General features: G+C 68.1%; 21 protein-coding genes and 1 pseudogene. 10 read left to right on the top strand and 12 right to left on the bottom strand.

Going from position 1 to position 19639, the window contains the following annotated elements; all coding sequences use genetic code 11:
• The first annotated feature begins 1 nt into the window (after nucleotide 1).
• Nucleotides 2–2386 (top strand): polysaccharide lyase family protein, encoded by a 2385-nt coding sequence (locus L0M17_RS01360; RefSeq protein ID WP_241050540.1) that lies wholly within the window; start codon nucleotides 2–4, stop codon nucleotides 2384–2386.
• A gap of 22 nt (nucleotides 2387–2408) precedes the next feature.
• On the opposite strand, the gene L0M17_RS01355 is transcribed toward L0M17_RS01360, so the two are convergent.
• Entirely contained in the window at nucleotides 2409–2822 is a 414-nt protein-coding gene (locus L0M17_RS01355) for a VOC family protein (RefSeq protein ID WP_241050538.1), read from the bottom strand.
• Nucleotides 2823–2870: 48 nt separating this feature from the next.
• Nucleotides 2871–3632: an IclR family transcriptional regulator gene (locus tag L0M17_RS01350; protein ID WP_241050536.1), complete on the bottom strand. Its 762-nt coding sequence runs from the start codon at nucleotides 3630–3632 to the stop codon at nucleotides 2871–2873.
• Nucleotides 3633–3838: 206 nt separating this feature from the next.
• On the opposite strand from L0M17_RS01350, the gene L0M17_RS01345 reads away from it, so the two are divergent.
• Both L0M17_RS01345 and L0M17_RS01340 read left to right on the top strand, forming a co-directional pair.
• The gene (locus L0M17_RS01345; protein WP_241050534.1) at nucleotides 3839–5158 is read left to right on the top strand and encodes an MFS transporter; all 1320 of its coding nucleotides are present in this window, start codon (nucleotides 3839–3841) and stop codon (nucleotides 5156–5158) included.
• Nucleotides 5159–5160: 2 nt separating this feature from the next.
• Entirely contained in the window at nucleotides 5161–5925 is a 765-nt protein-coding gene (locus tag L0M17_RS01340) for a fumarylacetoacetate hydrolase family protein (protein WP_241050532.1), read from the top strand.
• Nucleotides 5926–6161: 236 nt separating this feature from the next.
• Here L0M17_RS01340 and L0M17_RS01335 read toward each other — a convergent pair whose 3' ends face one another.
• The 4 genes from L0M17_RS01335 to L0M17_RS01320 are packed head-to-tail and all read right to left on the bottom strand — an operon-like array spanning nucleotide 6162 to nucleotide 8322.
• Nucleotides 6162–6389 (bottom strand): hypothetical protein, encoded by a 228-nt coding sequence (locus tag L0M17_RS01335; protein WP_241050530.1) that lies wholly within the window; start codon nucleotides 6387–6389, stop codon nucleotides 6162–6164.
• Nucleotides 6382–6636 (bottom strand): hypothetical protein, encoded by a 255-nt coding sequence (locus L0M17_RS01330; protein ID WP_241050528.1) that lies wholly within the window; start codon nucleotides 6634–6636, stop codon nucleotides 6382–6384. The genes L0M17_RS01335 and L0M17_RS01330 overlap by 8 nt, the downstream gene beginning before the upstream one ends.
• Nucleotides 6633–7037, bottom strand: coding sequence for a hypothetical protein (locus L0M17_RS01325; RefSeq protein ID WP_241050527.1), 405 nt, complete (start codon nucleotides 7035–7037; stop codon nucleotides 6633–6635). Before L0M17_RS01325 ends, L0M17_RS01330 begins: the two co-directional genes overlap by 4 nt.
• 25 nt (nucleotides 7038–7062) lie before the next feature.
• Nucleotides 7063–8322, bottom strand: a complete 1260-nt coding sequence (locus L0M17_RS01320; RefSeq protein WP_241050525.1) for an NRAMP family divalent metal transporter — start codon at nucleotides 8320–8322, stop codon at nucleotides 7063–7065.
• Nucleotides 8323–8470: 148 nt separating this feature from the next.
• Here L0M17_RS01320 and L0M17_RS01315 point away from each other — a divergent pair, with 148 nt between their 5' ends.
• From L0M17_RS01315 to L0M17_RS01305, 3 genes are all read left to right on the top strand, one after another.
• Nucleotides 8471–9553, top strand: coding sequence for a YeiH family protein (locus tag L0M17_RS01315; protein WP_241050524.1), 1083 nt, complete (start codon nucleotides 8471–8473; stop codon nucleotides 9551–9553).
• A gap of 415 nt (nucleotides 9554–9968) precedes the next feature.
• Nucleotides 9969–10331: a YidH family protein gene (locus L0M17_RS01310; RefSeq protein WP_241050523.1), complete on the top strand. Its 363-nt coding sequence runs from the start codon at nucleotides 9969–9971 to the stop codon at nucleotides 10329–10331.
• Nucleotides 10328–10687: a DUF202 domain-containing protein gene (locus L0M17_RS01305; protein WP_241050521.1), complete on the top strand. Its 360-nt coding sequence runs from the start codon at nucleotides 10328–10330 to the stop codon at nucleotides 10685–10687. The genes L0M17_RS01310 and L0M17_RS01305 overlap by 4 nt, the downstream gene beginning before the upstream one ends.
• 44 nt (nucleotides 10688–10731) lie before the next feature.
• Here the strand turns inward: L0M17_RS01305 and L0M17_RS01300 are convergent, their stop codons facing one another.
• The gene (locus L0M17_RS01300) at nucleotides 10732–11610 is read right to left on the bottom strand and encodes a hypothetical protein (RefSeq protein ID WP_241050519.1); all 879 of its coding nucleotides are present in this window, start codon (nucleotides 11608–11610) and stop codon (nucleotides 10732–10734) included.
• 124 nt (nucleotides 11611–11734) lie between these two features.
• On the opposite strand from L0M17_RS01300, the gene L0M17_RS01295 reads away from it, so the two are divergent.
• Nucleotides 11735–12832 carry an ATP-binding protein gene (locus L0M17_RS01295; protein WP_241050517.1) on the top strand — a complete coding sequence of 366 codons (1098 nt, stop codon included), beginning with the start codon at nucleotides 11735–11737 and terminating at the stop codon, nucleotides 12830–12832.
• A gap of 30 nt (nucleotides 12833–12862) precedes the next feature.
• Here L0M17_RS01295 and L0M17_RS22850 read toward each other — a convergent pair.
• A pseudogene (locus tag L0M17_RS22850) lies at nucleotides 12863–13027 on the bottom strand (GNAT family N-acetyltransferase); the annotation flags it as partial.
• A 296-nt stretch (nucleotides 13028–13323) separates the two neighbouring features.
• Between L0M17_RS22850 and L0M17_RS22510 the strand changes: the two are divergent.
• From L0M17_RS22510 to L0M17_RS01280, 3 genes are all read left to right on the top strand, one after another.
• Nucleotides 13324–15468: a G1 family glutamic endopeptidase gene (locus L0M17_RS22510; protein ID WP_308196785.1), complete on the top strand. Its 2145-nt coding sequence runs from the start codon at nucleotides 13324–13326 to the stop codon at nucleotides 15466–15468.
• 196 nt (nucleotides 15469–15664) lie between these two features.
• Entirely contained in the window at nucleotides 15665–15793 is a 129-nt protein-coding gene (locus L0M17_RS22110) for a hypothetical protein (RefSeq protein WP_255731699.1), read from the top strand.
• A 126-nt stretch (nucleotides 15794–15919) separates the two neighbouring features.
• Nucleotides 15920–16462: a GNAT family N-acetyltransferase gene (locus L0M17_RS01280; RefSeq protein ID WP_241050515.1), complete on the top strand. Its 543-nt coding sequence runs from the start codon at nucleotides 15920–15922 to the stop codon at nucleotides 16460–16462.
• A 201-nt stretch (nucleotides 16463–16663) separates the two neighbouring features.
• Here L0M17_RS01280 and L0M17_RS01275 read toward each other — a convergent pair whose 3' ends face one another.
• The 4 genes from L0M17_RS01275 to L0M17_RS01260 form a co-directional block, all read right to left on the bottom strand.
• Nucleotides 16664–17068 (bottom strand): hypothetical protein, encoded by a 405-nt coding sequence (locus L0M17_RS01275; RefSeq protein ID WP_241050513.1) that lies wholly within the window; start codon nucleotides 17066–17068, stop codon nucleotides 16664–16666.
• Between the two features lie 38 nt (nucleotides 17069–17106).
• Nucleotides 17107–17967 (bottom strand): helix-turn-helix domain-containing protein, encoded by an 861-nt coding sequence (locus L0M17_RS01270; protein ID WP_241050511.1) that lies wholly within the window; start codon nucleotides 17965–17967, stop codon nucleotides 17107–17109.
• Nucleotides 17968–18401: 434 nt separating this feature from the next.
• Nucleotides 18402–19001, bottom strand: coding sequence for a DUF6994 family protein (locus tag L0M17_RS01265; RefSeq protein WP_241050509.1), 600 nt, complete (start codon nucleotides 18999–19001; stop codon nucleotides 18402–18404).
• Entirely contained in the window at nucleotides 18998–19636 is a 639-nt protein-coding gene (locus tag L0M17_RS01260) for an HFCD family protein (RefSeq protein ID WP_241050507.1), read from the bottom strand. Before L0M17_RS01260 ends, L0M17_RS01265 begins: the two co-directional genes overlap by 4 nt.
• Nucleotides 19637–19639: the final 3 nt, after the last annotated feature.

Here is a 19639-nt window from a genome sequence, read left to right as displayed (position 1 = left end):
GATGCAGCCAGACAAGTCGGACCAGATCCAGCCAGCACAGCGAGAGGCGCGCCCGGAGCGACCGAAGGGAGTCAGTCGGCGCAGGGTTGTGCAGGGACTAGGCGGCGCCGCGATCGGCGCGGCGCTCGTGGGGCCGGCCGGGGTCGGCACCGCTGTCGCTGCACCCACACCGGGCGAGGGCGACGGCGTGAAGGTGCTGATCGGGGGCGCTCCCGCCAAAGTGGGGAGTTACTCGTTCCCGAACGAGGTGCCCGAGCTGGTCTTGGACAACGGGCTCGTGCGGGCAGCCTTCGGCCGGGACGACGTCGGAGTCCCCACCGGGTGGCAGAACGTCTCGATCACTGCGACCTCGATCGTCGTCGCCGGCACCGAGCTCGCCCACAACCTCAACGGCGTCAATCCGCGGGACCCCGACCGCCAGCACTCCTTCTATGTCGACGCCTCCGGCGGCAAGACGCGCCTGGTGTGCTCGCGGGTGGACGTTCTTCGGGCAGAGCCCGGCCTCGTCGAGGTGGCGTTCGTGGACACCACGAGCACCCCGCTGCAGCACGAGCACCACCTCGTGATGAGGTCCGGCCACCGCGGCATCTACGGGTACGACATCATGACGGCCGTGACCGACACGTCCATCAACGAGGTGCGCATGAACACGCGCTGGGACCGCAGCCTCCTGGACCACGCCTACAACTGGGAGCGAGGCGCGGGGCAGCAGCCCACCTACGCCTACCTCGCCACTCAGCAGAGTGTGCAGGACGAGACGTGGCGGGTTGATGGGGTCAACAACCCCAGCCTCCCGAGCCCGGAGAGCAACTCGGGCCACCTTCCCGCCGGCAGCGTCTACAGCAAGTACGACTGGAGCCTGTACCACCACGAGAATCCGATGTTCGGGCACTTCGGGCACGGCTTCGGCGCCTGGTTCACCCCCTTGGGCGGCGTCACCGATGACACGCTGTGCGCGTTCTACGGGGCCGGGCCCCAGCACCAGGATCTGGCCATCCATCAGGACGCCCTGATCCTGAACTACTTCTCCCGCAACCACTACGGCGAGCCCGCCTACCCGATCAAAGCCGGCTACCGGCGCCTTTACGGGCCTTGGCTGACGTTCTTCACAGTGGGCGACCCGAGCACGCCGGACGCCATGATCGCCGAGGCCGCCCGCACTGCTCGGGCCGCGATCAGCGAGCACCGGGCCGGGGCCCCGTGGATGGCAGACTCCCTCTACCCCTCCCCCGCCCAGCGAACCACCGTGACAGGACGCGTCCGCCTAGCCGACGGACGCCCCGCAGCGGACTTCCACGTCATCCTCTCCACCCAGGACAGCGACAGCGTCTTCCCGATCGCCGAGCCGACCTACTTCGTCAAGACCGACGCCGATGGGCGCTTCGAGCTTCCCGGCATCCCTCCGGCGTGGCAGCCCGGCAGCACGGCCCCGGGATCCTACGTCCTCTACGTCCAGCCGGCAGAAGGGTCGGTGACCGACCTCTACCGCCAGCCCGGCGTCGTCGTCCGCGGCGCCCAGCAGGACCTCGGCGAGATCGTGTGGTCCCCCACGACGCACGGGACGTTCCTGTGGCAGATCGGCCGCTCAGACCGGACAGCCGGAGAGTACGCACTCGCCACGAAGTCGCCCGTGACCGCGAAGCCCCGCGGCTACGAAAAGCCCTCCACCATCCCGGCGGACCTGACCTTCACGATCGGCCAGAGCTGGGAGCCCACCGACTGGTACTACGCCCAGACCAACAGGGGCACTTGGACAGTCAAGTTCACCCTCGAGCGGGCATACACGGGCACGGCGTACCTCACCGTGGCCACGGCGATGCAGCAGGGCGGCGCGCCCATCGTTGCCGTCAACGGCAACACGACGGCCATCACCGGAACCCTCCCCAGCAACAACGACTCGACCATCGCGCGCCAAGCCGATCGCAGCGGGTACCCCCGCACGGCCTTGCTGTCGTTCCCGGCCGGGCTGCTCGTCGCCGGGGAGAACACGATCACCTTTGCCCATGGCTCCCCGGCGCCGGCAGGCAAGGGCCCCGGATGGGACACGCTCATCCTCGAGGTCGACGACGGCGCCCAGCCGGCGTCCGCGAAGCTCACCGCTTCGGTCGCCAAGACCTACTCCGGGGGCACGACGACGTGGCAGCTCACCGTCCGCAACGAGGGCCCCGCCACCGCGCACGACCTGCGCCTCCAGGCCATCACCGCCCCGTCCGGCCAGCCGGCCCAGATCATCGGCCGCGACCCGAGCAAGTTCGCCGTACCGGTCGCCGCCGCCCTGACCCCGGGAGCCAGCACCACGGCCCAGATCACCGTCGCCGGGGGCCTGCCGATCACCGTCGCGCTCACTGCCGACGGCGGACGCACGGCCACCACCACCGCGAGCTGACGCGGATCGAATCAGGCTGGGTCTAGCTGTAGATCCGGTTGTCGAGGGACGAACGGGGCTGCTGTAGGGGGCTGGGATGTGCGATGACGACGCGAATGCCATCGGGATCCCGGCCCTCTACAAAGGTCACGCCGCCTGAGGAATGCGTGTCGGAGTAGAGGCTGGCCGACTTCAACGACGCTTCGAACTGCTGCAGGCCTTCCGGGGTGTCCACGGCCCACATCAGGTACTGCGCACCGATTCCTTCCAACGGATGAGGCGCGTCCTCGCCCTTCGCGACGAGGTAGATCTGGAACCCACCGGGCGCCAGGAGGAGGGCTCCGCCGTCGGCGTCGAGCGTCTTCCGGCAGCCGAAGACGCTCGTGTAGAACTCGGCGGACCGTTCAAGGTCCCTGACGAAGACAACTGTGGAGGTGACCTTGGCTTCGTGTTCCATCCCCCGATTCTCGACCCTCGGCCAAGGCCCGCGGAATAGGGCGCCGACTCATCGGGGCGGCAGCAGGACCGTCAGTTCGCGGGCGGCCTCGTTGAGGTCGGGGAGGTAGTCGAGGAGCTTCTCCCGGCTGACGCGGTACGCGGGCGCCGCGATGGACACCGACGCGATCGTCGCACCGTTGAGGTCCTTCACTGGGACGCCGATGGCGCGGATGCCTGCTTCGTGCTCTTCGTCGGCGATGGCGTAGCCCTGGTCCGCGACGGCGTCGATCTCGTCCCGGAACTGCTGCCTGTCCACGATGGTGTGGGGCACGAAGGGGGTCAGCTCGAGGTTTTCGACGAGCTCGTGACGTTGCGCCTCGGGGGCGAAGGCAACAAGGACTTTGCCCATCGAGGTGCAGTGCAGGGGGCCACGCCGCCCCGGTTCGCCGCTGACGCTCACGGAGTGCCTGCCCTGGACATGGTGCACGTAGAGCTGGTGGTGCCCATCGATGACCGACATGAGCGCGCTCTCGGACGTCTGCTCGGCGAGCTTGCGCAGGACGGGCAGGGCGGACCCGGCGAAACCATGCCGGTGCGCAATGCGGCTCGCAAGCGAGAAGACCTGGAGCCCGAGGCTGTAGCGCCGGCTGGTCTCGTCGACGCACGCGTAGCCGTCGCGAACGAGGGCAGAGGCGAGGCGGTGCGCGGTGCTCAGCGGGAAGCCCGCCCGCCTTGCGACGTCTGAGAGCGAGGCGCCGTCTGGGTAATCGCCGAGCAGGGTAAGAAGCAGAAGCGCCTTGCCGACCATGTCTGGAGGTGTTTGGCTCACCCTCGGATTATTTCACGACCATTCCACGATATGGGAGGGAATGCCACAAGAAGGAATCTTTTTGACTTACCCCCTTGTGCGAGCGGGCACAAGAGGAGCAGACTTGCTTCCAAGTGGCGATATCCCCTTCCATCATCTGGAACGGCAGCCTATCGAACCCCCGACACGGAACATCCCGCAGAGGGACATCACAGTGAGGTGATCTCATGTCCGACCAATCCCGCACGGCTCCCGGCCCGATCGCAGCGTCGCCCGGACGCACCAGATGGGCCAGGCTCCTCCCCATCTCGTTCGTGACCTATTCGCTCGCGTATCTGGACCGCTCGAACTACTCGATCGGCGTCGCCGGCGGAATGAAGACCGACCTCCACCTGGACGCCGGCGTCTCGGCCCTGCTGGGAGCACTGTTCTTCCTCGGCTACTTCCTGTTCCAGGTGCCCGCGGGCGTCTACGCGGAGCGGCGCAGCGCGAGGAACCTGATCTTCTGGAGCCTTATCGCGTGGGGCGTTCTCGCCTCCCTCCAGGGCATCGGCTCCTCGGTCGCGTTCCTGATGGTGGTGCGCTTCCTCCTCGGCGTGGTCGAGGCTGCCGTCCTTCCGGCGATGGTGATCTTCCTGAGCCACTGGTTCACGAAGGCCGAACGCGGGCGGGCGAACACCTACCTGATCCTGGGCAATCCGGTGACGGTGCTGTGGCTGACGGCGGTGTCCGGCTACCTTGTCCAGGCCACCTCGTGGCGCTGGATGTTCATCGTCGAGGGCCTGCCCGCGGTCATCTGGGCGTTCGTGTTCCGGGCCCTCGTCCGCGACCACCCGCATCAGGCCAGCTGGCTCGATCCCGCCGAGCGCCGCTACGTCGAGGACGCCCTCGCCGAAGAGCAGCGCGCCATGACTCCTGCCGCCTCCCTGATGACCGCCCTCCGCTCCCGCAACGTCGTCATCCTCTCGGTGCAGTACTTCCTGTGGAGCCTCGGCGTCTACGGCTTCGTCTTCTGGCTCCCCTCGATCGTGAAGGCTGCAGGCGGCCAGGGAATCGGCATGACCGGCCTGATCTCCGCCATCCCGTACGTGTTCGCCGTCGTGCTCATGGTCCTCAACAGCCGGCTCTCCGACCGCTCCGGCCACCGCAACCGCTACGTCTGGCCGTGGCTGGCCCTCAGCGCTGTCGCGTTCTACGGCTCCTACCTCGTGGGGACCAAGAACTTCTGGGCGGCCTTCGTCCTCCTCGTGATCGCCGGCGCCGCCCAGTACGCTCCCTACGGACCGTTCTTCGCGGCCATCCCCGAGCTCATGCCCCGGGACGTGGCAGGACCCGCGATCGCGCTCGTCAACTCCCTCGGCGCCCTCGGCGGCTTCGCGGGCTCCTACTTCGTGGGATGGCTCGACGGCACCACCGGATCAACCAGTGCTTCGTTCCTGCTCATGTCCGTCAGCCTGGCCGGCTCCGCCATCCTGATCCCGTTCGTGAAGGTACCGCGCCCGCACAAGTCATCCGGGACCACGCTCCGCGCGAACGCGGACTCCTGAGGGTGCGCATCTGCAGGATTGCCCATCCGGGCGGCATCGACTATGCCGTCCTCGAGGAGGAGGGCTTCGCTCTCCTCCTCGACCCCTTCGAGGCCCAGCCACGGACAACCGGCGTGCGCGTGCCTGCCGCCCGCGCACGCCTGCTAGCCCCGATCGAGCCCCGCACCGTCGTCGGCATGGCCCACAACACCGGGCCGGCGGACCGCGCGCTGCCTCCGGCTGCGTTCCTCAAGGCAGCGCGCTCGGTCATCGGCCCGGGCGCCCAGGTGCGCTTGCCGGACGACGGCGGCCACGTCGTCGCCGAGGGCGAGCTCGCCATGGTCATCGGTCGGGATACGGCCGGGGTTCGGCCCGTGGACCTGCTCTCCTGCGTCCTGGGCTTCACCGCGGCGAACGATGTCACCGACCGAGCGGCCCAGAGCCGAGACCCGCTCTGGACCGAGGCGAAGAGCCGCCACACGTTCACCCCCATCGGCCCGTGGATCGAGACCGACCTCGACCCGGCCGACGTGGCGATCACCCTCGCCGTCAACGGGTCCGAGGCGAAGACCGCCTCGACGAGGGACTTGGCCCGCGATCCCGGCGAGGTGCTGGCCTATCTGTCCAGGCTCATGCCGCTCGGGCCCGGCGATCTGGTCCTCACCGGCGCGCCGGCGCCCGCAGTACCCATCTCGGCGGGGGACGACGTGAGCATCCGGGTCGAGGGCCTCGGAGAACTCGTCAACCCCGTCGAGGCGTTCCCCTTGCCGGACGGCCTCGCCGCGTGATCGGCCAGCGCGCGGCGAGCCCCGCGGGGCAAGCGCGGGCCAGCGCAGATTCCGACCATCATCGATCCGCTTCCTCGGCGCGTCGCTCCGCAACACGCCGCTGCCGGCCACGGAGGCCAGTCAATGCCGGTCGGCAACCGATTGACGAGTCGCGGCCGGGCGGCCCGGCAAGCGCGGCCCGGCGAGCGCGGCGGCCCGGCGGCCCGGAGGCCCGGAGGCCCGGCGCTCTCCCCGCCTCAGCCGCCGTGCTCCTTCCGCTGGGCACGCGGATCCCCCCGCCGTCCGGGCGCGATCTGTTCGCCCGGGTTCTCGTACCGGCCTATGAGCTTCCCGTGCCTGTCGTAGGTGGAGACGCGCGGGCGTTCGTCGGGGAGCCGGGCCACCGCGAACAGATAGACGATGAAGGCGACGACGACGAGCACCACCAGCGCGCTCACGGCCCAGCCGATGAGTTCCTCAGCCATCGCTCCCCCTGAGGCGGATTCCGCCGTCGTCGATCGCGACGATATGGCTCGCCGGGATCGTCGTCGTCTTCGGCCTCGGCGTGAACCGGCCCGCAAGGAGGGCGAAGCGGTGAGGCACGATGAGGAGAGCCCGAACGACCATCTCATCGCCCTCGGGAGCCGCGATGACATCGAGGACCCGGCCCCGAACGCGGCCGTCGTCCGAGGACACCGCCAAGCCGCGGAGGCGGCTGTAGGTCAGCATCATCCCTGCTCCCTCCCGGATCCGGGCAGCTTCCCGACGAAGCGCAGCACTGCCTCGTCGACCTTCCGCAGGCCGGATTCGACGCGGTCGACGTCCAGATGCACGAAGGCGTCGATCGCCTTCACGTGAGACCAGTCGACGGTGGCCGGGCCGGGATCGTGCACTCCGATGAGCCGGTAGCAGGCCCGCGCAATGCCCCTGAGCACCTTGGGCGTCGGGCGCGGCACCGGTCCCGAGACAATGGCGCGCAGCACAAGCCTCGGCGGATCGTCCTCGGCAGACCCGGGCACGAGTTCAAACTGCAGGTCGTCCACGCGCCCGGCCCGGCGCCCGTCGCGGTCCAGGATTGCGTGGTCGATGACCTGGCCCATCGAAAGCCCGCTCAGCCGGCCGTCGTCGTCCATCCCCGCCTCCTGCGGGCTCGCGCGCCTAGAAGTTGCCACCAGTAATCACCAGAAGGGGGATTGTTGCAAGGGTCGTGAGCACGAGCACCGCCAGGACAATGCTCGCCACGATGTTGACCGGCAGTGAGTTCCGCTGCTTGCCGACGAACTGGGAGTCGTTGGCGAGGAGGAGCAGCGGCCCGAACGTGAAGGGAAGGGCCGCGGAGCCGAAGGCCATCGTGATGACGGTGAACTTGATGGGGTCCACCCCCGTCAGGTCGATGACCATGGCGAGCGCAATCATCGCCAGGAACACGAGGTTGAAGGCGGGGGCACCGCGGGCGGGGGCGCTCTTCCCCCAGTCCCACCCGTAATACTGGGCGACGCCGTACCCGCCCGAGAGGCACAGTTCCACCGAGGCGGCCACCGAGACAGCGAAGACGCCGATCACGAAGACGACGAAGCCGAACTCGCCGAACGCTGCCTGAGCCGGCTGCGCCGCGGCCCGGATCGAATCCACTGGCTGTCCGTAGGGGTATAAGGCCTTCGCCCCGGCGATCATGACGGCCATCGTCATGACCGCGCCGAAGAGTGTTCCCACGACGGCCACAACACGGTTCCGCCCGAGGTCCTTGCCGGTCCAGCCCTCCTCAATTGCGCCCGAGGAGTAGAAGTCGAACTGGTAGGGGGTCATGAACGAGCCGAGCAGAGACGCGGTCGCAAACAAGTAGCCCGGGATCGAATAGGACGGGGCGATGTTCGGATGCACGACGGCGGCCGCGACCTTTCCCCAGTTCGGGGACAGGGCGACGCTCGCCGGGATCATGACGAGCATGGTCAGCCCGGCCAGGGCCGCCCCGGTATCGACTCTGCTGAAGTTGAAGATCCACAGGGCCAGCGCGAGCGCGACCGCCACCGCGGGCAACCAGACTCTGTACCCGATGCCGGTGAGCAGTTCCAGCGCGAGCGACATCCCGACGAGATCCACCGCGAGGACCAGCACGTGCACGACGACGTTGGCGATCAGCGGGACGGCGCCGAGCCGCGGGCCCAATCGCGTACGGATCACCTCGTACGTGGGCTGGGCCGAGGAGATCGCCAAGCGGCCCGACATCTCCGCGTAGACCGAGAAGCCGACGAGGCCCAGCACGACCGTCCACAGGAGCGCGAACTGGAACCGAGCCCCGGCCGAGACGGCGGTGATCACGCCGCCCGTGTCGAGGAACCCGCCGATGCCGGCCAGCACGCCGAGGGCAAGAGCGGCCACGGGATGCTTGCGGCCGCTGGCCTTCCTGCCTCCACTCACCCGCTTCCTCCCTGCAGACCCAACCAGCCAGACCTCCCCCAGTCGAGCAGTACCCACAATCCGCGGCCGCAACCCATATCACCAGCGCATGGCCTCATGCCGAATTGCCCTCTACTGGCCTTCGCCGCATGAGCGGAGAGTTGATTCCATGGGGAAATCTGACGAAGGACTCAAATCGGAGACGGCGCCTGTTCCCCGCGAAACACCCCGCTCACACCGCTCCGCAGCCTTGGTGGGGGCCCTCCCGGGACTCGCGGTCGCCGTCGTCGTCGCCTGTGTGGCTGCGCTCCTCGGCCAGCTCGTTCCCCTCATCGGAGGCCCCGTGTTCGGGATCCTTCTCGGGGTGGTCGCCGCGGCCGGGATCCGGCCCCTGCGAGCGCAGCCGATGACGGCGGGCTACCGCACCGCGGGCACGTTCGTCCTGCAAGCCTCGATCGTGGTTCTCGGCACCGGGCTCTCGCTCGGGGAAGTCGCCCAGGTGGGTGCCACCTCGCTGCCGGTCATGCTGGGAACCCTCGCCGTCGCGCTCGGGGGTGCGGCCCTCGTGGGCCGGGCGCTGGGGCTCGATGCGGACACGCGCACCCTCATCGGCGTGGGTACGGGCATCTGCGGCGCGTCGGCGATCGCCGCCGCCTCCGCGGCCCTCAAGCCCAAGGATTCCGACGTCGCCTACGCCATCGGGACGATCTTCACGTTCAACATCGCGGCGGTCCTCCTGTTCCCCCCAATCGGCCACCTCCTCGGCCTCGGCGCCCACTCGTTCGGCCTGTGGGCGGGGACCGCGGTCAACGACACCTCCTCCGTGGTCGCGGCGGCCGAGAGCTACGGCGGCGGCGCGTCGTCGTACGCCATCGTCGTCAAGCTCACCCGCTCGCTCATGATCATCCCGATCGTCATGGCCCTCGTCGCCCTCCGGACCAAACGCCAACGCGCCGCAGAAGGCCTCTCCCGTTCCCGCCTGCCCTGGCGGCGAATGGTCCCGGCCTTCATCGTCGGGTTCGTCCTCGCCGCCGCCCTCGACACCGTCGGCGCGGTACCGGCCTCCTGGCACCCGGGGCTTTCGGCCCTCGGGACGTTCCTCGTCACGGTCGCGCTCGCGGGCATCGGCCTCAACCTCCGGATCGCGGAGATGCGCAAGGCCGGGGCGCGCCCACTCCTGCTCGGCGGCGCGCTCTGGGTCGCCGTCGGGCTCGCGAGCCTCGGGCTGCAGGCGGTCACCGGGATGCTCTGAACCCCTCGCCCCGTCACCTCCGCAGGGTCCACCCCCCTCGCCCCGTCACCTCCGCAGGGTCCACCCCCCTCGCCCCGTCACCTCCGCAGGGTCCACCCCCCTCGCCCCGTCACCTCCGCAGGGTCCACCCCCCTCGCCCCGTCACCTCCGCAGGGTCCACCCCCCTCGCCCCGTCACCTCCGCAGGGTCCACCCCCCTCGCCCCGTCACCTCCGCAGGGTCCACCCCCTTCGCCCCGTCACCTCGGCAGGGTCCACCCCCCTTGCGCCGTCACCTACACCGTGTAAAGGTGACGGCGCGACAGGAGGAGCAGAAGGAACCATGGATCCCGCCACAGAATCCGCCCACACCCCCGACTGCTGCATGCCCGACGGCTTCCGTATCGACGCGACCACGGCCCAGCCTCGGGAAGCCCAGTGAAGCTCAGGGAGCCGCAGTGGCGCCGGGAAGGCGAGATGCCGGACTACCGCTTCTCGATGGCCAACGAGCGCACCTTCCTCGCGTGGATCCGCACGGCGATGGCCATTCTGGCCGGTGCGATCGCCGTCGACCAGCTCACTCCCCAGATCGCTCCGGCACCGGTGCGGATCGTCCTGTGCCTCGTCCTCGCCGTCATCGGCGCCCTTCTGGCGGTAGAGGCGTACCGCCGCTGGTCGCTTCAGGAGCAGGCCATGCGCAACAAGCGGGAACTCCCGCACGCCTGGCTCTTGGTCGCCATGACCGTCGTCGTGGCCGCGGCGGGCGCCGTCGTCGCCGTCCTGATCCTGCTCGTGCGGTGACCCCTCGTCAGGACGGTGGCGACGAGACCCGCGATCCCGGGCTCCAGCCCGAGCGAACCTCCCTCGCGTGGCGGCGCACGCTCTTGGCTCTCCTCGTCTCGGACTTCTTCATCTGGCGCTCGTGGATCGCGTCCCTCGCACGCCACGCCGGCCGCATCGAGGGCTCGGCCCTGGGCCTGGGGATCGCGGCCGCGGTCGCCGCCGCCGCGACTACCGTCCTTGCCGGCTGCGTTCTTTACCGCAGCTGGGCACTCCGGAGCACGACGGCGGCACCAGCGTCGCTCTTGATGACTACGACGACGTCGATCATCGCCTTGGCGGGAGCCACGGTCATTGCCATCATGCTGGGGAGGTAGGGGCCACTCCCCCTTCTCGAGCCGGGGCTATTGGCCCGTCGTCGTTAGTGGCCCGTGGTGCTCGTCGGCGTGGCTCCGCCCGAGCCCTGCGTGCCGTCCGTCGGCGTGGCCGTCACGGTCTCGGTGACGGTCGGGGCACTGGTCTGGCCACCCGAGCCGGAGCCCGATGAGGTTTCGGACGGGCTTTCAGACGGCGATGCAGTTCCCGAAGTGCCGGACGAGGAGGCCTTCTGGAGAACGTTGTTGACGAGATCCTCGAGTTCCTGCTGGTCGGTGTCCCCGAGATTTCCACCGCTCTTCGTCGCGACCACCAGGAGTCTGCCCTGACCGCCCGAAACCTGCATGAGCATGTCGGAGGAATTCCCGCCCTTGGTGCTGACCGTGCCGAACGTCTCGTCCGCGTTCGTCTTGGCCTGAAGCTGCTTGCTCGAGACCGTCACCTTCTGCCCCACCGCGGAGACCGTGAAGGTCGAGCACTGGGTCATCTTGCCGCGGATGTCCCTAACCAGCTGCTCAGCGTCGGGTCCTTGCGAGCCCGACTGCGCCGAGACCGTGCGGGGCTTCTGGCTGTCCGAGATGGCGACGGCCACGGAGCCGTTGTCGACGCTGTTCACAAGTCCCGCCGTGGCAATCGACTTGCAATCCGAGGGGTCGACCGTGGCTGTGCTGAGAAGAAGGTTCCCGAGGTCCTTGCCCGCCGTCACCTGCGCGCCGGAATACAGGTTCAGAGCGTTGCCGTCCGAATCCTTCAATCCTGAGATGAGATTCCGCAGTTCGGATTCGCTGTAGACATGAGTGCTCGCTGCGCTGGAGGACGACGACGACGTCGGGGTCGGCGTCGTCCCTCCCCCGCCGGTGCAGCCTGCCAAGGCGAGCGCTCCCGCGCACACGACTCCGAGTACGGCACTCTGCTTGGATTTCACGGATCCTCCACTCCTTGGCCTCCAGGTAGAAGGTGGTTACCCGGCGGAGGAGAGTGAAACCGACGTAGACTCGCCGAAGATTAACCAGATTAACCAGATTCACCAAGATTCACCGGAGGACTCGATGCAGAATCCCTTCCGTCCTACCGCAGGAGCGACGCCGCCCATCGTGGTGAGTCGTGAGGGGCTGCTGCGGGAATTCGCCTATGGCCTCACGATCAGATCCGGAGCCCCCGGACTCCTCACGATCTTCACCGGCGCACGTGGTGTTGGCAAGACCGTCATGCTCGGAGCAGCTGAGGACTTGGCTCAGGAGCAGGGCTGGCTCGTGATCTCGGAAACCGCCACGCCGGGATTCATGGCGCGAATCGGCGAGGCCATGCGTCGCGGACTTGACGAGCTGGGGGACGGCCCGATCGGGCGCCGGATCACGGGAGTCAGCCTCGCGGGCTTCGGCGTGACCACCCAGCTTCCTCCCGAAGAACAGGTCAGCTGGCGGGATGCCGGCGAGCAGCTGCTGCGGCTTCTCGACGAACACCGAACTGGCCTCGCCATCACGGTCGACGAGGTCCACGCGGCCGACCGGGGCGAGATTGCGGCGTTGGCGGCCAATGTGCAGCACTTCATCCGGGACGGCCTCCCGATCGCTCTGCTCTTCGCGGGCCTCCCCGCCGCAGTGTCGGATCTGCTCAATGAGGGAGTGGCCACCTTCCTTCGCCGGGCCGATCGCATCGACCTCCACTCTGCCTCCATTGAAGAGACCGCAGACTCCTACGTGAGGCTCTTTGCCGAAGGGGGCCACAGTCTCTCACCCGAGCTCGCGCGGGCTGCGGCCGAGGGCACCGGAGGCTACCCCTTCCTCATCCAACTGGTGGGGTACAGCCTCTGGCAGGAAGCCGAGGCCGGAAATGGGGATCTCGACGAAGGCGCAGTCTCGCGCGCCATCGCGGCCGCTCGGCGCCGAAACGAGCGCACCGTGATCGAGGCCGCCCTCTCCACCGCTACGGCGCGCGATATGGACTTCCTCATCGCGATGTCCCAGGACGAGGATGCCTCGGAGGTCGGCGATATCGGCCGGAGGATGGGGGCAAGACCGAGTCTCGTCGGAAAATACCGAGCCCGCCTCATCGACGCGGGGCTGATCGAACCAGCCGGCTATGGCCGCGTTGAATTCGCCATCCCCGGCCTCGCCGATTACCTCCGCGCCTACGTCACCCGCTGAACGAAAAAACGGTTGCAGCTGCCCCAAGCCGGTGCACTGGTGTGCGCGCAACACATAGATCATGTGGAGTTCTCGCGCTCTTGGGGATTCGCCGCTAGTCGGGCCGGCCAGCGCGAAACCCACCATTTCTCCATCAGCTTCGGCCACGCGGAAGTCCCACCTTGGAGAGATCGACCGCAGATTGTTCGTCCACATCGTTCGACGCTGGCCAACGAACTCGTCGCTGAAGAAGTCCTCGGGAAGGATGCCGCCGTACTTCTCACGCCAGAGGTCGGTGCCAGTAGTGTCGGTCCGGAGACGAGATCGCCGGGGCAGGAGCCGGAGATGCTTTCACCCACGGCCTCCCGGCACCATCCGCCCGTCGGATGGTGCCAGTGCTCCTCTCAGGCCGGGGCACCCCCGTGGACTACCCCAAGCCCTCTATCCGAGAAAGCCCAATGTCAAATATGTCTATTGATCTTACGAAAAGCGTCACACTAGTCTTGTCAAGCGTGAGATGCCGATGGACGTACGCCCTTGCCGCCACCCTCCTCGCGGCGGTCGGGAACCTGGCTGCCGGCCCCAGCGCCGACGCCGCCGTTCCCTCCGCCCTCAGGCACGACGCGTCAAGCTGCGGGCACATGACTGTGACCTCCCCGTCCTCGCCGGACGGGACCCTCACGGCTGCCGAGGCCGGCGCTCCCGCCGGATCCCCTATCTTCGCCAAAGCGGCCGCCCGGCACGTGAAGTGGCTGCCGACGTTGGACTGCACGCAGGTCCCCTCGCACCACACGAAGGTCCCGGCCCACTCGTCGGCGGCCTACAGCTCGTCGAACTGGTCCGGCTACGCAGCCCAGACCCCCGCGCCGAACTACGCTCAGGCCGAGTGGACGGTCCCGGCCGTGACGGGGAACGGGAGCGAACCCGCCTACTCGAGCGTCTGGCCCGGGATCGGCGGGATGGACGCGACCAACGAGCTGATCCAGGACGGCACCGAGCAGGACGCCGGGGCCAACGGGCAGGCGACCTACTTCTGGTTCGAGCTGTACCCAATGGAGAACGAGATGCAGGTCAACAACCTCGTTCCCAAGGCCGGCGACGACGTCGCGACCCACGTGTACTGGGCCAACGGAACCGCGGACTTCACGCTGTGCGACTACACCCAGAACACCTGCGTGAACGGCTCCCAGGCCTCGCCCGCCCCGGGCAATTCGGCGGAGTGGATCGTCGAGCGGCCCACCATCAACGGCACCTTCCCCGACCTTGCCGACTATGGGCAGGTCGACATCACCCACGCCTACTACGACGTGGATGCCTTGGGCAATCCCCAGTACACGCCCGCGAGCGGGGCAGACTCGCTCACCATGCAGGACTCCACAGGGCGCACCCTTGCCTCCCCCGGCGGCCTCTCCCCCGACGGGACCTCCTTCACCGACCGATGGGAGGCATATGGGAACTCGCCGGCGGCCTCCTTCACCGCCAGCCCCACCTCCGGTACCGCGCCGCTGTCCGTGGCCTTCACCGATACCTCCGCCGGCTCCCCGACGTCCTGGTCCTGGGACTTCGGCGACGGGACGACGTCGACGGCACAGAACCCGTCGCACACCTACACCCAACCCGGGACCTACACCGCCACCCTGACCGCGACCAACGGCAACGGCTCGAGCACCTCCACCGCGACCATCACCGTGGCCGCTACCCTAGCCCAGCAGATGGACGCCAAGGCCGCCCAGTGGGGCCTCGGAGCCGCCACCGGCGCCGTGACCGCCATCCGCAATGGGGGCTACTACCGCAACTACCAGTACGGGGCGATCATCTCCGCGCCCTCCGGGAGCCTGTTCGTCTCCCACGGGGCGATCCGCGGTGAGTGGGCCGCCCTCGGGTTCGAGAACGGCATCATGGGCTACCCCTCCACAGACGAGGTCGGCGGCCTGCGCGACGGCGGCGTCTACCAGAACTACGACGGCGGGGCCATCGTCTGGTCCCCCGCGACCGGGGCCCACGAGTCGACCGGGCCTATACGCTCCGAATGGCAGGCCACGGGCTTCGAGGGCGGCATCCTCGGCTACCCGAGCACCGACATCGTCACCGGCCTCGTCAACGGCGGCTCCTACCAGAACTACCAGGGTGGAGCCATCGTCTCCTCCCCCGCCGCCGGAGCCCACGAGTCCACCGGGCCCATCCGCTCCGAATGGCAGGCCACCGGCTTCGAGCGCGGCATCCTCGGCTACCCGAGCACCGACATCGTCACCGGCCTCGTCAACGGCGGCTCCTACCAGAACTACCAGGGCGGAGCCATCGTCTCCTCCCCCGCCGCCGGAGCCCACGAGTCCACCGGGCCGATCCGCACTGAGTGGCAGGCCACCGGGTTCGAGCGCGGCATCCTCGGCTACCCGAGCACCGACATCGTCACCGGCCTGGTCAACGGCGGCTCGTACCAGAACTACCAGGGCGGAGCCATCGTCTCCTCGCCGACCGCCGGGACACACGAGTCGTACGGTGCGATCCGCGCTGCCTGGCAGTCCACCGGCTTCGAACGCGGCCGCCTCGGCTACCCCACCACCGACGTCTACCCCGTCCCCGGCGGCACTGCTCAGGACTTCCAAGGCGGGCGAGTGACCGACATCAACGGGGCCACCATCATCACCTACTCGTGACACCCTCGGCCGTCGTCGGACACCTCGAATACTGACCTGGACCGTCGAACTCACGGAGCATGACCGGCCCACGAAGACTGTGGACAAGACCGTTGAAGGCAGCAGGATCGGCTTCACCATCGACACCACGGTCGCCGTTGAGGGCGACGGGGCAAGGCTGACCTACCGGGCATAAGCCGACCCCGGCCTCGGCGGAGTGTTCGGACGCATCGCCGACAAGCTGATCGAGAAGGCGTACCAGCGGCAGGTGCACACCGACCTCGCCACCCTCGCCAAGATCCTCACCGAGCACCGCAAGCAGGATCCGGGAGAAGCAACCGGCTGACGGGACAGCGCGACGGCGCGCGGCGCGCATGGACTCCCGGCGCTCGGCGTGGCGGCAAGGGGCGAAGCACCAAAGTCCTCCGGCCCGATCATGGGCCGAGTTGAGCCTCGCAGTTATGCTGTGCCGATGGAGGCCGAAAGGACCCTCGCCGGCGGGACAGTGCTGCGGCTCCTGCGCGCCGAGGACGCTGGCCCGCTGGCCGATGCCTACTCCCTGAACGGCGCTCACCTCGCGCCATGGGAACCCCAGCGCCCCGAGGGGCACTACACCGAGGAAGGCCAGAAGCACGCCGTCGCCCACTCCCTCGGGGAGCTCGTCCGCGGGACCGAGCTGCCGCTCGTCCTCGCCCAGGGCGAATCGATCGTCGGCAAGGCGACCCTGACCTCCATCGTCCGCGGCGCCTTCCAGAACGCCCACCTCGGCTACTGGATCGCCGAACGAGTTCAAGGGCGCGGGATCATGACCGAAGCGGTCGCGGCTGTGCTGGAGATCGCCCGGGACGGCCTCGGCCTGCACAGGATCGAGGCCGCCACGCTCCCCCGCAACATGCCCTCGCAGCGCGTGCTGGCCAAAAACGGTTTCGAGCCCTACGGGCTCGCGAAGGCGTATCTGCGCATCGCCGGCGAATGGCAGGACCACCGCATGTACCAGCGGATCCTCGAGCCGTGACGGAAGAGCCTACGGGGTCGAGCAGTACCGCCGTAGTGTTCGGCGGTGGCGGCCTGACAGGCCTGGCGTGGATGACCAGCTGCTGCTCGCCTCGAGCGCGGGCACGGCCGGCAGCGGCCCGCGCAGGACTTCGCCGAGACCTTCAGGAAGCGGATCGGATCCGTGACCTGGCTAGCCGCGACGGCTGGCCAGCACGAGGCGTCACCTCTGCCGGTACGGCAGATGGATGAAGTGCGGGACGGGCAGCACGAGCGGTGTGCTGGCGAGCGGCTGCACCAGCGGCCCAGTGCCATCAGCGAGCACGGAGCGGTGGGCTTGCACCCCTGCTGTGGAGAGCAGCCCCGCCGGTGTGGCCGCCCGCCACGGGACGCTGGCCGGGCCCTCCCCGGTGGATGCCTCGGGCGCAGCGCCGAGGAGGGCGGCCGCCAGGACTCCAGCAAGTGCGCAGACGGCTACGGCCGGCGCCCAGTGCCGATCGTCCCTCCCCGTCTCCCCCGCCCGATGGGCCGGGGGCGCATGGCGGGCGGCAGCAGGGCGGTGCGCTGGGATGTAGAGCGTGCTGACGGGACGGTGCCTCAGAGGGCCGGCTACAGGATGCGTGCGCACGGATCCCCCTCTTTCCGGCAGGCTCGCCCGGCATGCCTCTAGGTCGAGGATGCGCGTGGGGCGCGGCCCGCGGCCCGTGCGCCGCTACTCGCCCGGACCGCTGCGGCCCCATGTCCTTTATATCCTCGCGGGAATCGGCTGGAGAATACGCAAAAATACGTAGCCCGCCATCGGCCATCGAGGAGGCGCAGCGCATCGAGCCTGTTCGTGCAGCCGAGCTTGGCGTAGGCGTTCTCCAGATGCTTCGCCACCGTCCTCGGGCTGATGCCCAGCAGCCAGCCGATCGAGATGCCGCTGAGCCCCTTCCCCAACAGGTCTAGGACCTGCTGTTCCCGCGGCGTGAGGGAGAAGTCCTCGGCCCTGTTCCGCGGCCGCCCTCCCGGGCCTCCCGCCGGGAAGGCAGCTTCCAGCAGGCGCAGCATCGGCTGGATGTGCTGGGCGAGCTCCAGTTCCCTGTCCGTGTAGTCCCAGTCGAAGCGGTTCATGCCCCATGCGCTTCCCACGCCGGAGGACGGGTCTGCCGTCATGAGGGCGAGCTTGCGGTTGACACCGTAGGGACGGAGCAGCACCCGGTAGGTGCGTGTCCGATAGAGGGCGAGGTCGGTGACGAGGTCGCTCAGCCGCCTCGGCGCCCACAGACCAGGGGTGGTGTCGCCCAGGTAGCTCAGGATGATCGGGTGGTCGTCGCAGACAGAGAGGAAGGCTTCCGAGAGATTGCCGTCCTCGTACTCCGGGAAGCTCAGAACCCGTGCGGAGGGCGAGCGGGCGTCGAGGATGTTGTAGACGACGTGGTCCGAGGGGAAGAGCTTCATCAGCATCTCGCTCGCCGCGCCCAGGTACTCGTCTCGGTCGGCGAGTCCGGCTAGCTCTGCTGCGAGCCGTGCGGCAGGTTCCATCATCGGCACCCCGCACCGTTGAGCGCGTCCATCTGGCGGGTGCAGGCCGTCCTGGCTTCTGGCACCATCCCAGGCCTCCGGAATCCCGGTCCCATCTGATGTCACGAGGGTAGGGACCGTCCGGCCCATCCGCAAGCACAGAAACACCAGTGCAGACGTCCCCGAGGGCAGGATGGTCCCGAGGCGGCCGGCAGCGGTCTCCACGCCTCTCGCACCGCTGCGAGGCGCCGTATCTGCTGGATGGTCCGGCGGAGACCACGCCTTTTACCGCTGGGATCCACAGGGTCCTTTTCCGGCTTCCGCAACTCCTTTGGGCGAGGTCTAGACAGGATGCGACGTCGGGCTGCCGCATCCTCCGCGGGTGGATCGCCTGAGTGTCCCGAGGCTATACGCCTCGTCCTCGCGACATCGTCAGGGGCTGGTGGGAACGTTGTTGTTCAATGCCGTCGGACCTTAATCTCGGGATGGTTCTTCTCGACCCAGTCGGCCATCCGGTTGCCCCGCAGCGTTATGAACTTCAGCGAAGCTTCCCGAACCCTGATGTACTCGTCCTTTGTGGTCGGGACGCCGGGGCGCCTGAAGTTCTCATCCTCCTCTAGGAAGAAGGCGATCCTTCCCTCCGGCGTTACGAGATCCTGGAGGTGGAAGAACTCCACGAACTGCTCAAACGTGCAGAAGAGGTTGAAGAAGTCCGCGTAGTTGCTGATGACGTCGGCGAGGGGACTGGCTGGCTCCCCAGCGTAGTGGCGCCGGATGCATTCCAGAGTTAGGTCGATACGGTCCGCGATCCGTAGTCTCATTCCCTTGGCGGTGTTCAGGGCGGGCCGGTGGGTTTTCCTGACTGGCCAGATCATGGCACTGCCGACCGTGTACGGCGGGTTGAAATAGCGGCCCTTCTGCTCCTCGCTCAACTCGGCCTTAGCCTCGACCAACTTCCTCGGCTTCCCCCATCTGGTGTAGGAGTTCGTGATGGCATCACTGCCGAACGTGAACCTTTTGTCGGGAGCCCGCTCGAACACGAGGTAATTTGCAGTCAAGGCGAAATGGCGGCTGTGGGTGCCCGGTCAGGGTGCATGCGCATCCATTCGGGGTCGACGGGATTCATGTCGGGGTTCACCTTCAGCAGGCGAACCTGAAGTCCGACGGGGCCCCATGCTTTGACGAGTTCGCTGTGAGAGAGTGCGGCGTATGCGAGGGGAGCCTCCTTCTGACTCAGGATCGGGGTGCCGACGAACACTTCCATGGGACGGCTCAGGAGAATGTAGTCGACGTCCTTCCAGCTGCCGGGAAGGTTCTCCGTCTGGGCTATGGGGTCTCGGTCGAGCTTGAAGTGCCAGATCGGCCCGGACCAGCCGTTGGCGCTCCACCCCATCTTCACCAGGTCGTTCCACGAGTCGTCGTCGGTGAGAACGGTGGTGTTCCGAGGCAGATGGGCGTCGACGTAGGCGAGGGCCTCCTCGTAGGGGACGTTCTGGTTCTCGGTCAGGGCGTTAGCCGATACGGGCGCCCAGGACGGAGTGATGACGACGAGGGAGGCGGAGACCAGGGCTGCGATGACGGCACGAGCCGTCCACCTGATCGCAGGGGCTCGAAGACTCGCTGCATGCCATAACCTCCATGTGAGGTAGACGATGGTCAATGCGAAGAAAGGCAGCGGGGTGATGATGTACATCCC

The organism is Sinomonas terrae, assembly GCF_022539255.1.
In the GTDB taxonomy this organism is placed as follows: domain Bacteria; phylum Actinomycetota; class Actinomycetes; order Actinomycetales; family Micrococcaceae; genus Sinomonas; species Sinomonas terrae.
Note: the sequence above shows the minus strand (reverse complement) of the source record. Positions and strands in the feature narration are given on the sequence as shown.

Bases quoted from the DNA above. Each gene is read 5' to 3' on its own strand.
- L0M17_RS01335 (WP_241050530.1), bottom strand. From the start codon at position 6,389: ATGGCTGAGGAACTCATCGGCTGGGCCGTGAGCGCGCTGGTGGTGCTC.
- L0M17_RS01345 (WP_241050534.1), top strand. From the start codon at position 3,839: ATGTCCGACCAATCCCGCACGGCTCCCGGCCCGATCGCAGCGTCGCCC.
- L0M17_RS01260 (WP_241050507.1), bottom strand. From the start codon at position 19,636: ATGTACATCATCACCCCGCTGCCTTTCTTCGCATTGACCATCGTCTAC.
- L0M17_RS01355 (WP_241050538.1), bottom strand. From the start codon at position 2,822: ATGGAACACGAAGCCAAGGTCACCTCCACAGTTGTCTTCGTCAGGGAC.
- L0M17_RS01315 (WP_241050524.1), top strand. From the start codon at position 8,471: ATGGGGAAATCTGACGAAGGACTCAAATCGGAGACGGCGCCTGTTCCC.
- L0M17_RS01295 (WP_241050517.1), top strand. From the start codon at position 11,735: ATGCAGAATCCCTTCCGTCCTACCGCAGGAGCGACGCCGCCCATCGTG.
- L0M17_RS01360 (WP_241050540.1), top strand. From the start codon at position 2: ATGCAGCCAGACAAGTCGGACCAGATCCAGCCAGCACAGCGAGAGGCG.
- L0M17_RS01330 (WP_241050528.1), bottom strand. From the start codon at position 6,636: ATGATGCTGACCTACAGCCGCCTCCGCGGCTTGGCGGTGTCCTCGGAC.
- L0M17_RS01270 (WP_241050511.1), bottom strand. From the start codon at position 17,967: ATGATGGAACCTGCCGCACGGCTCGCAGCAGAGCTAGCCGGACTCGCC.
- L0M17_RS01325 (WP_241050527.1), bottom strand. From the start codon at position 7,037: ATGGACGACGACGGCCGGCTGAGCGGGCTTTCGATGGGCCAGGTCATC.
- L0M17_RS01280 (WP_241050515.1), top strand. From the start codon at position 15,920: ATGGAGGCCGAAAGGACCCTCGCCGGCGGGACAGTGCTGCGGCTCCTG.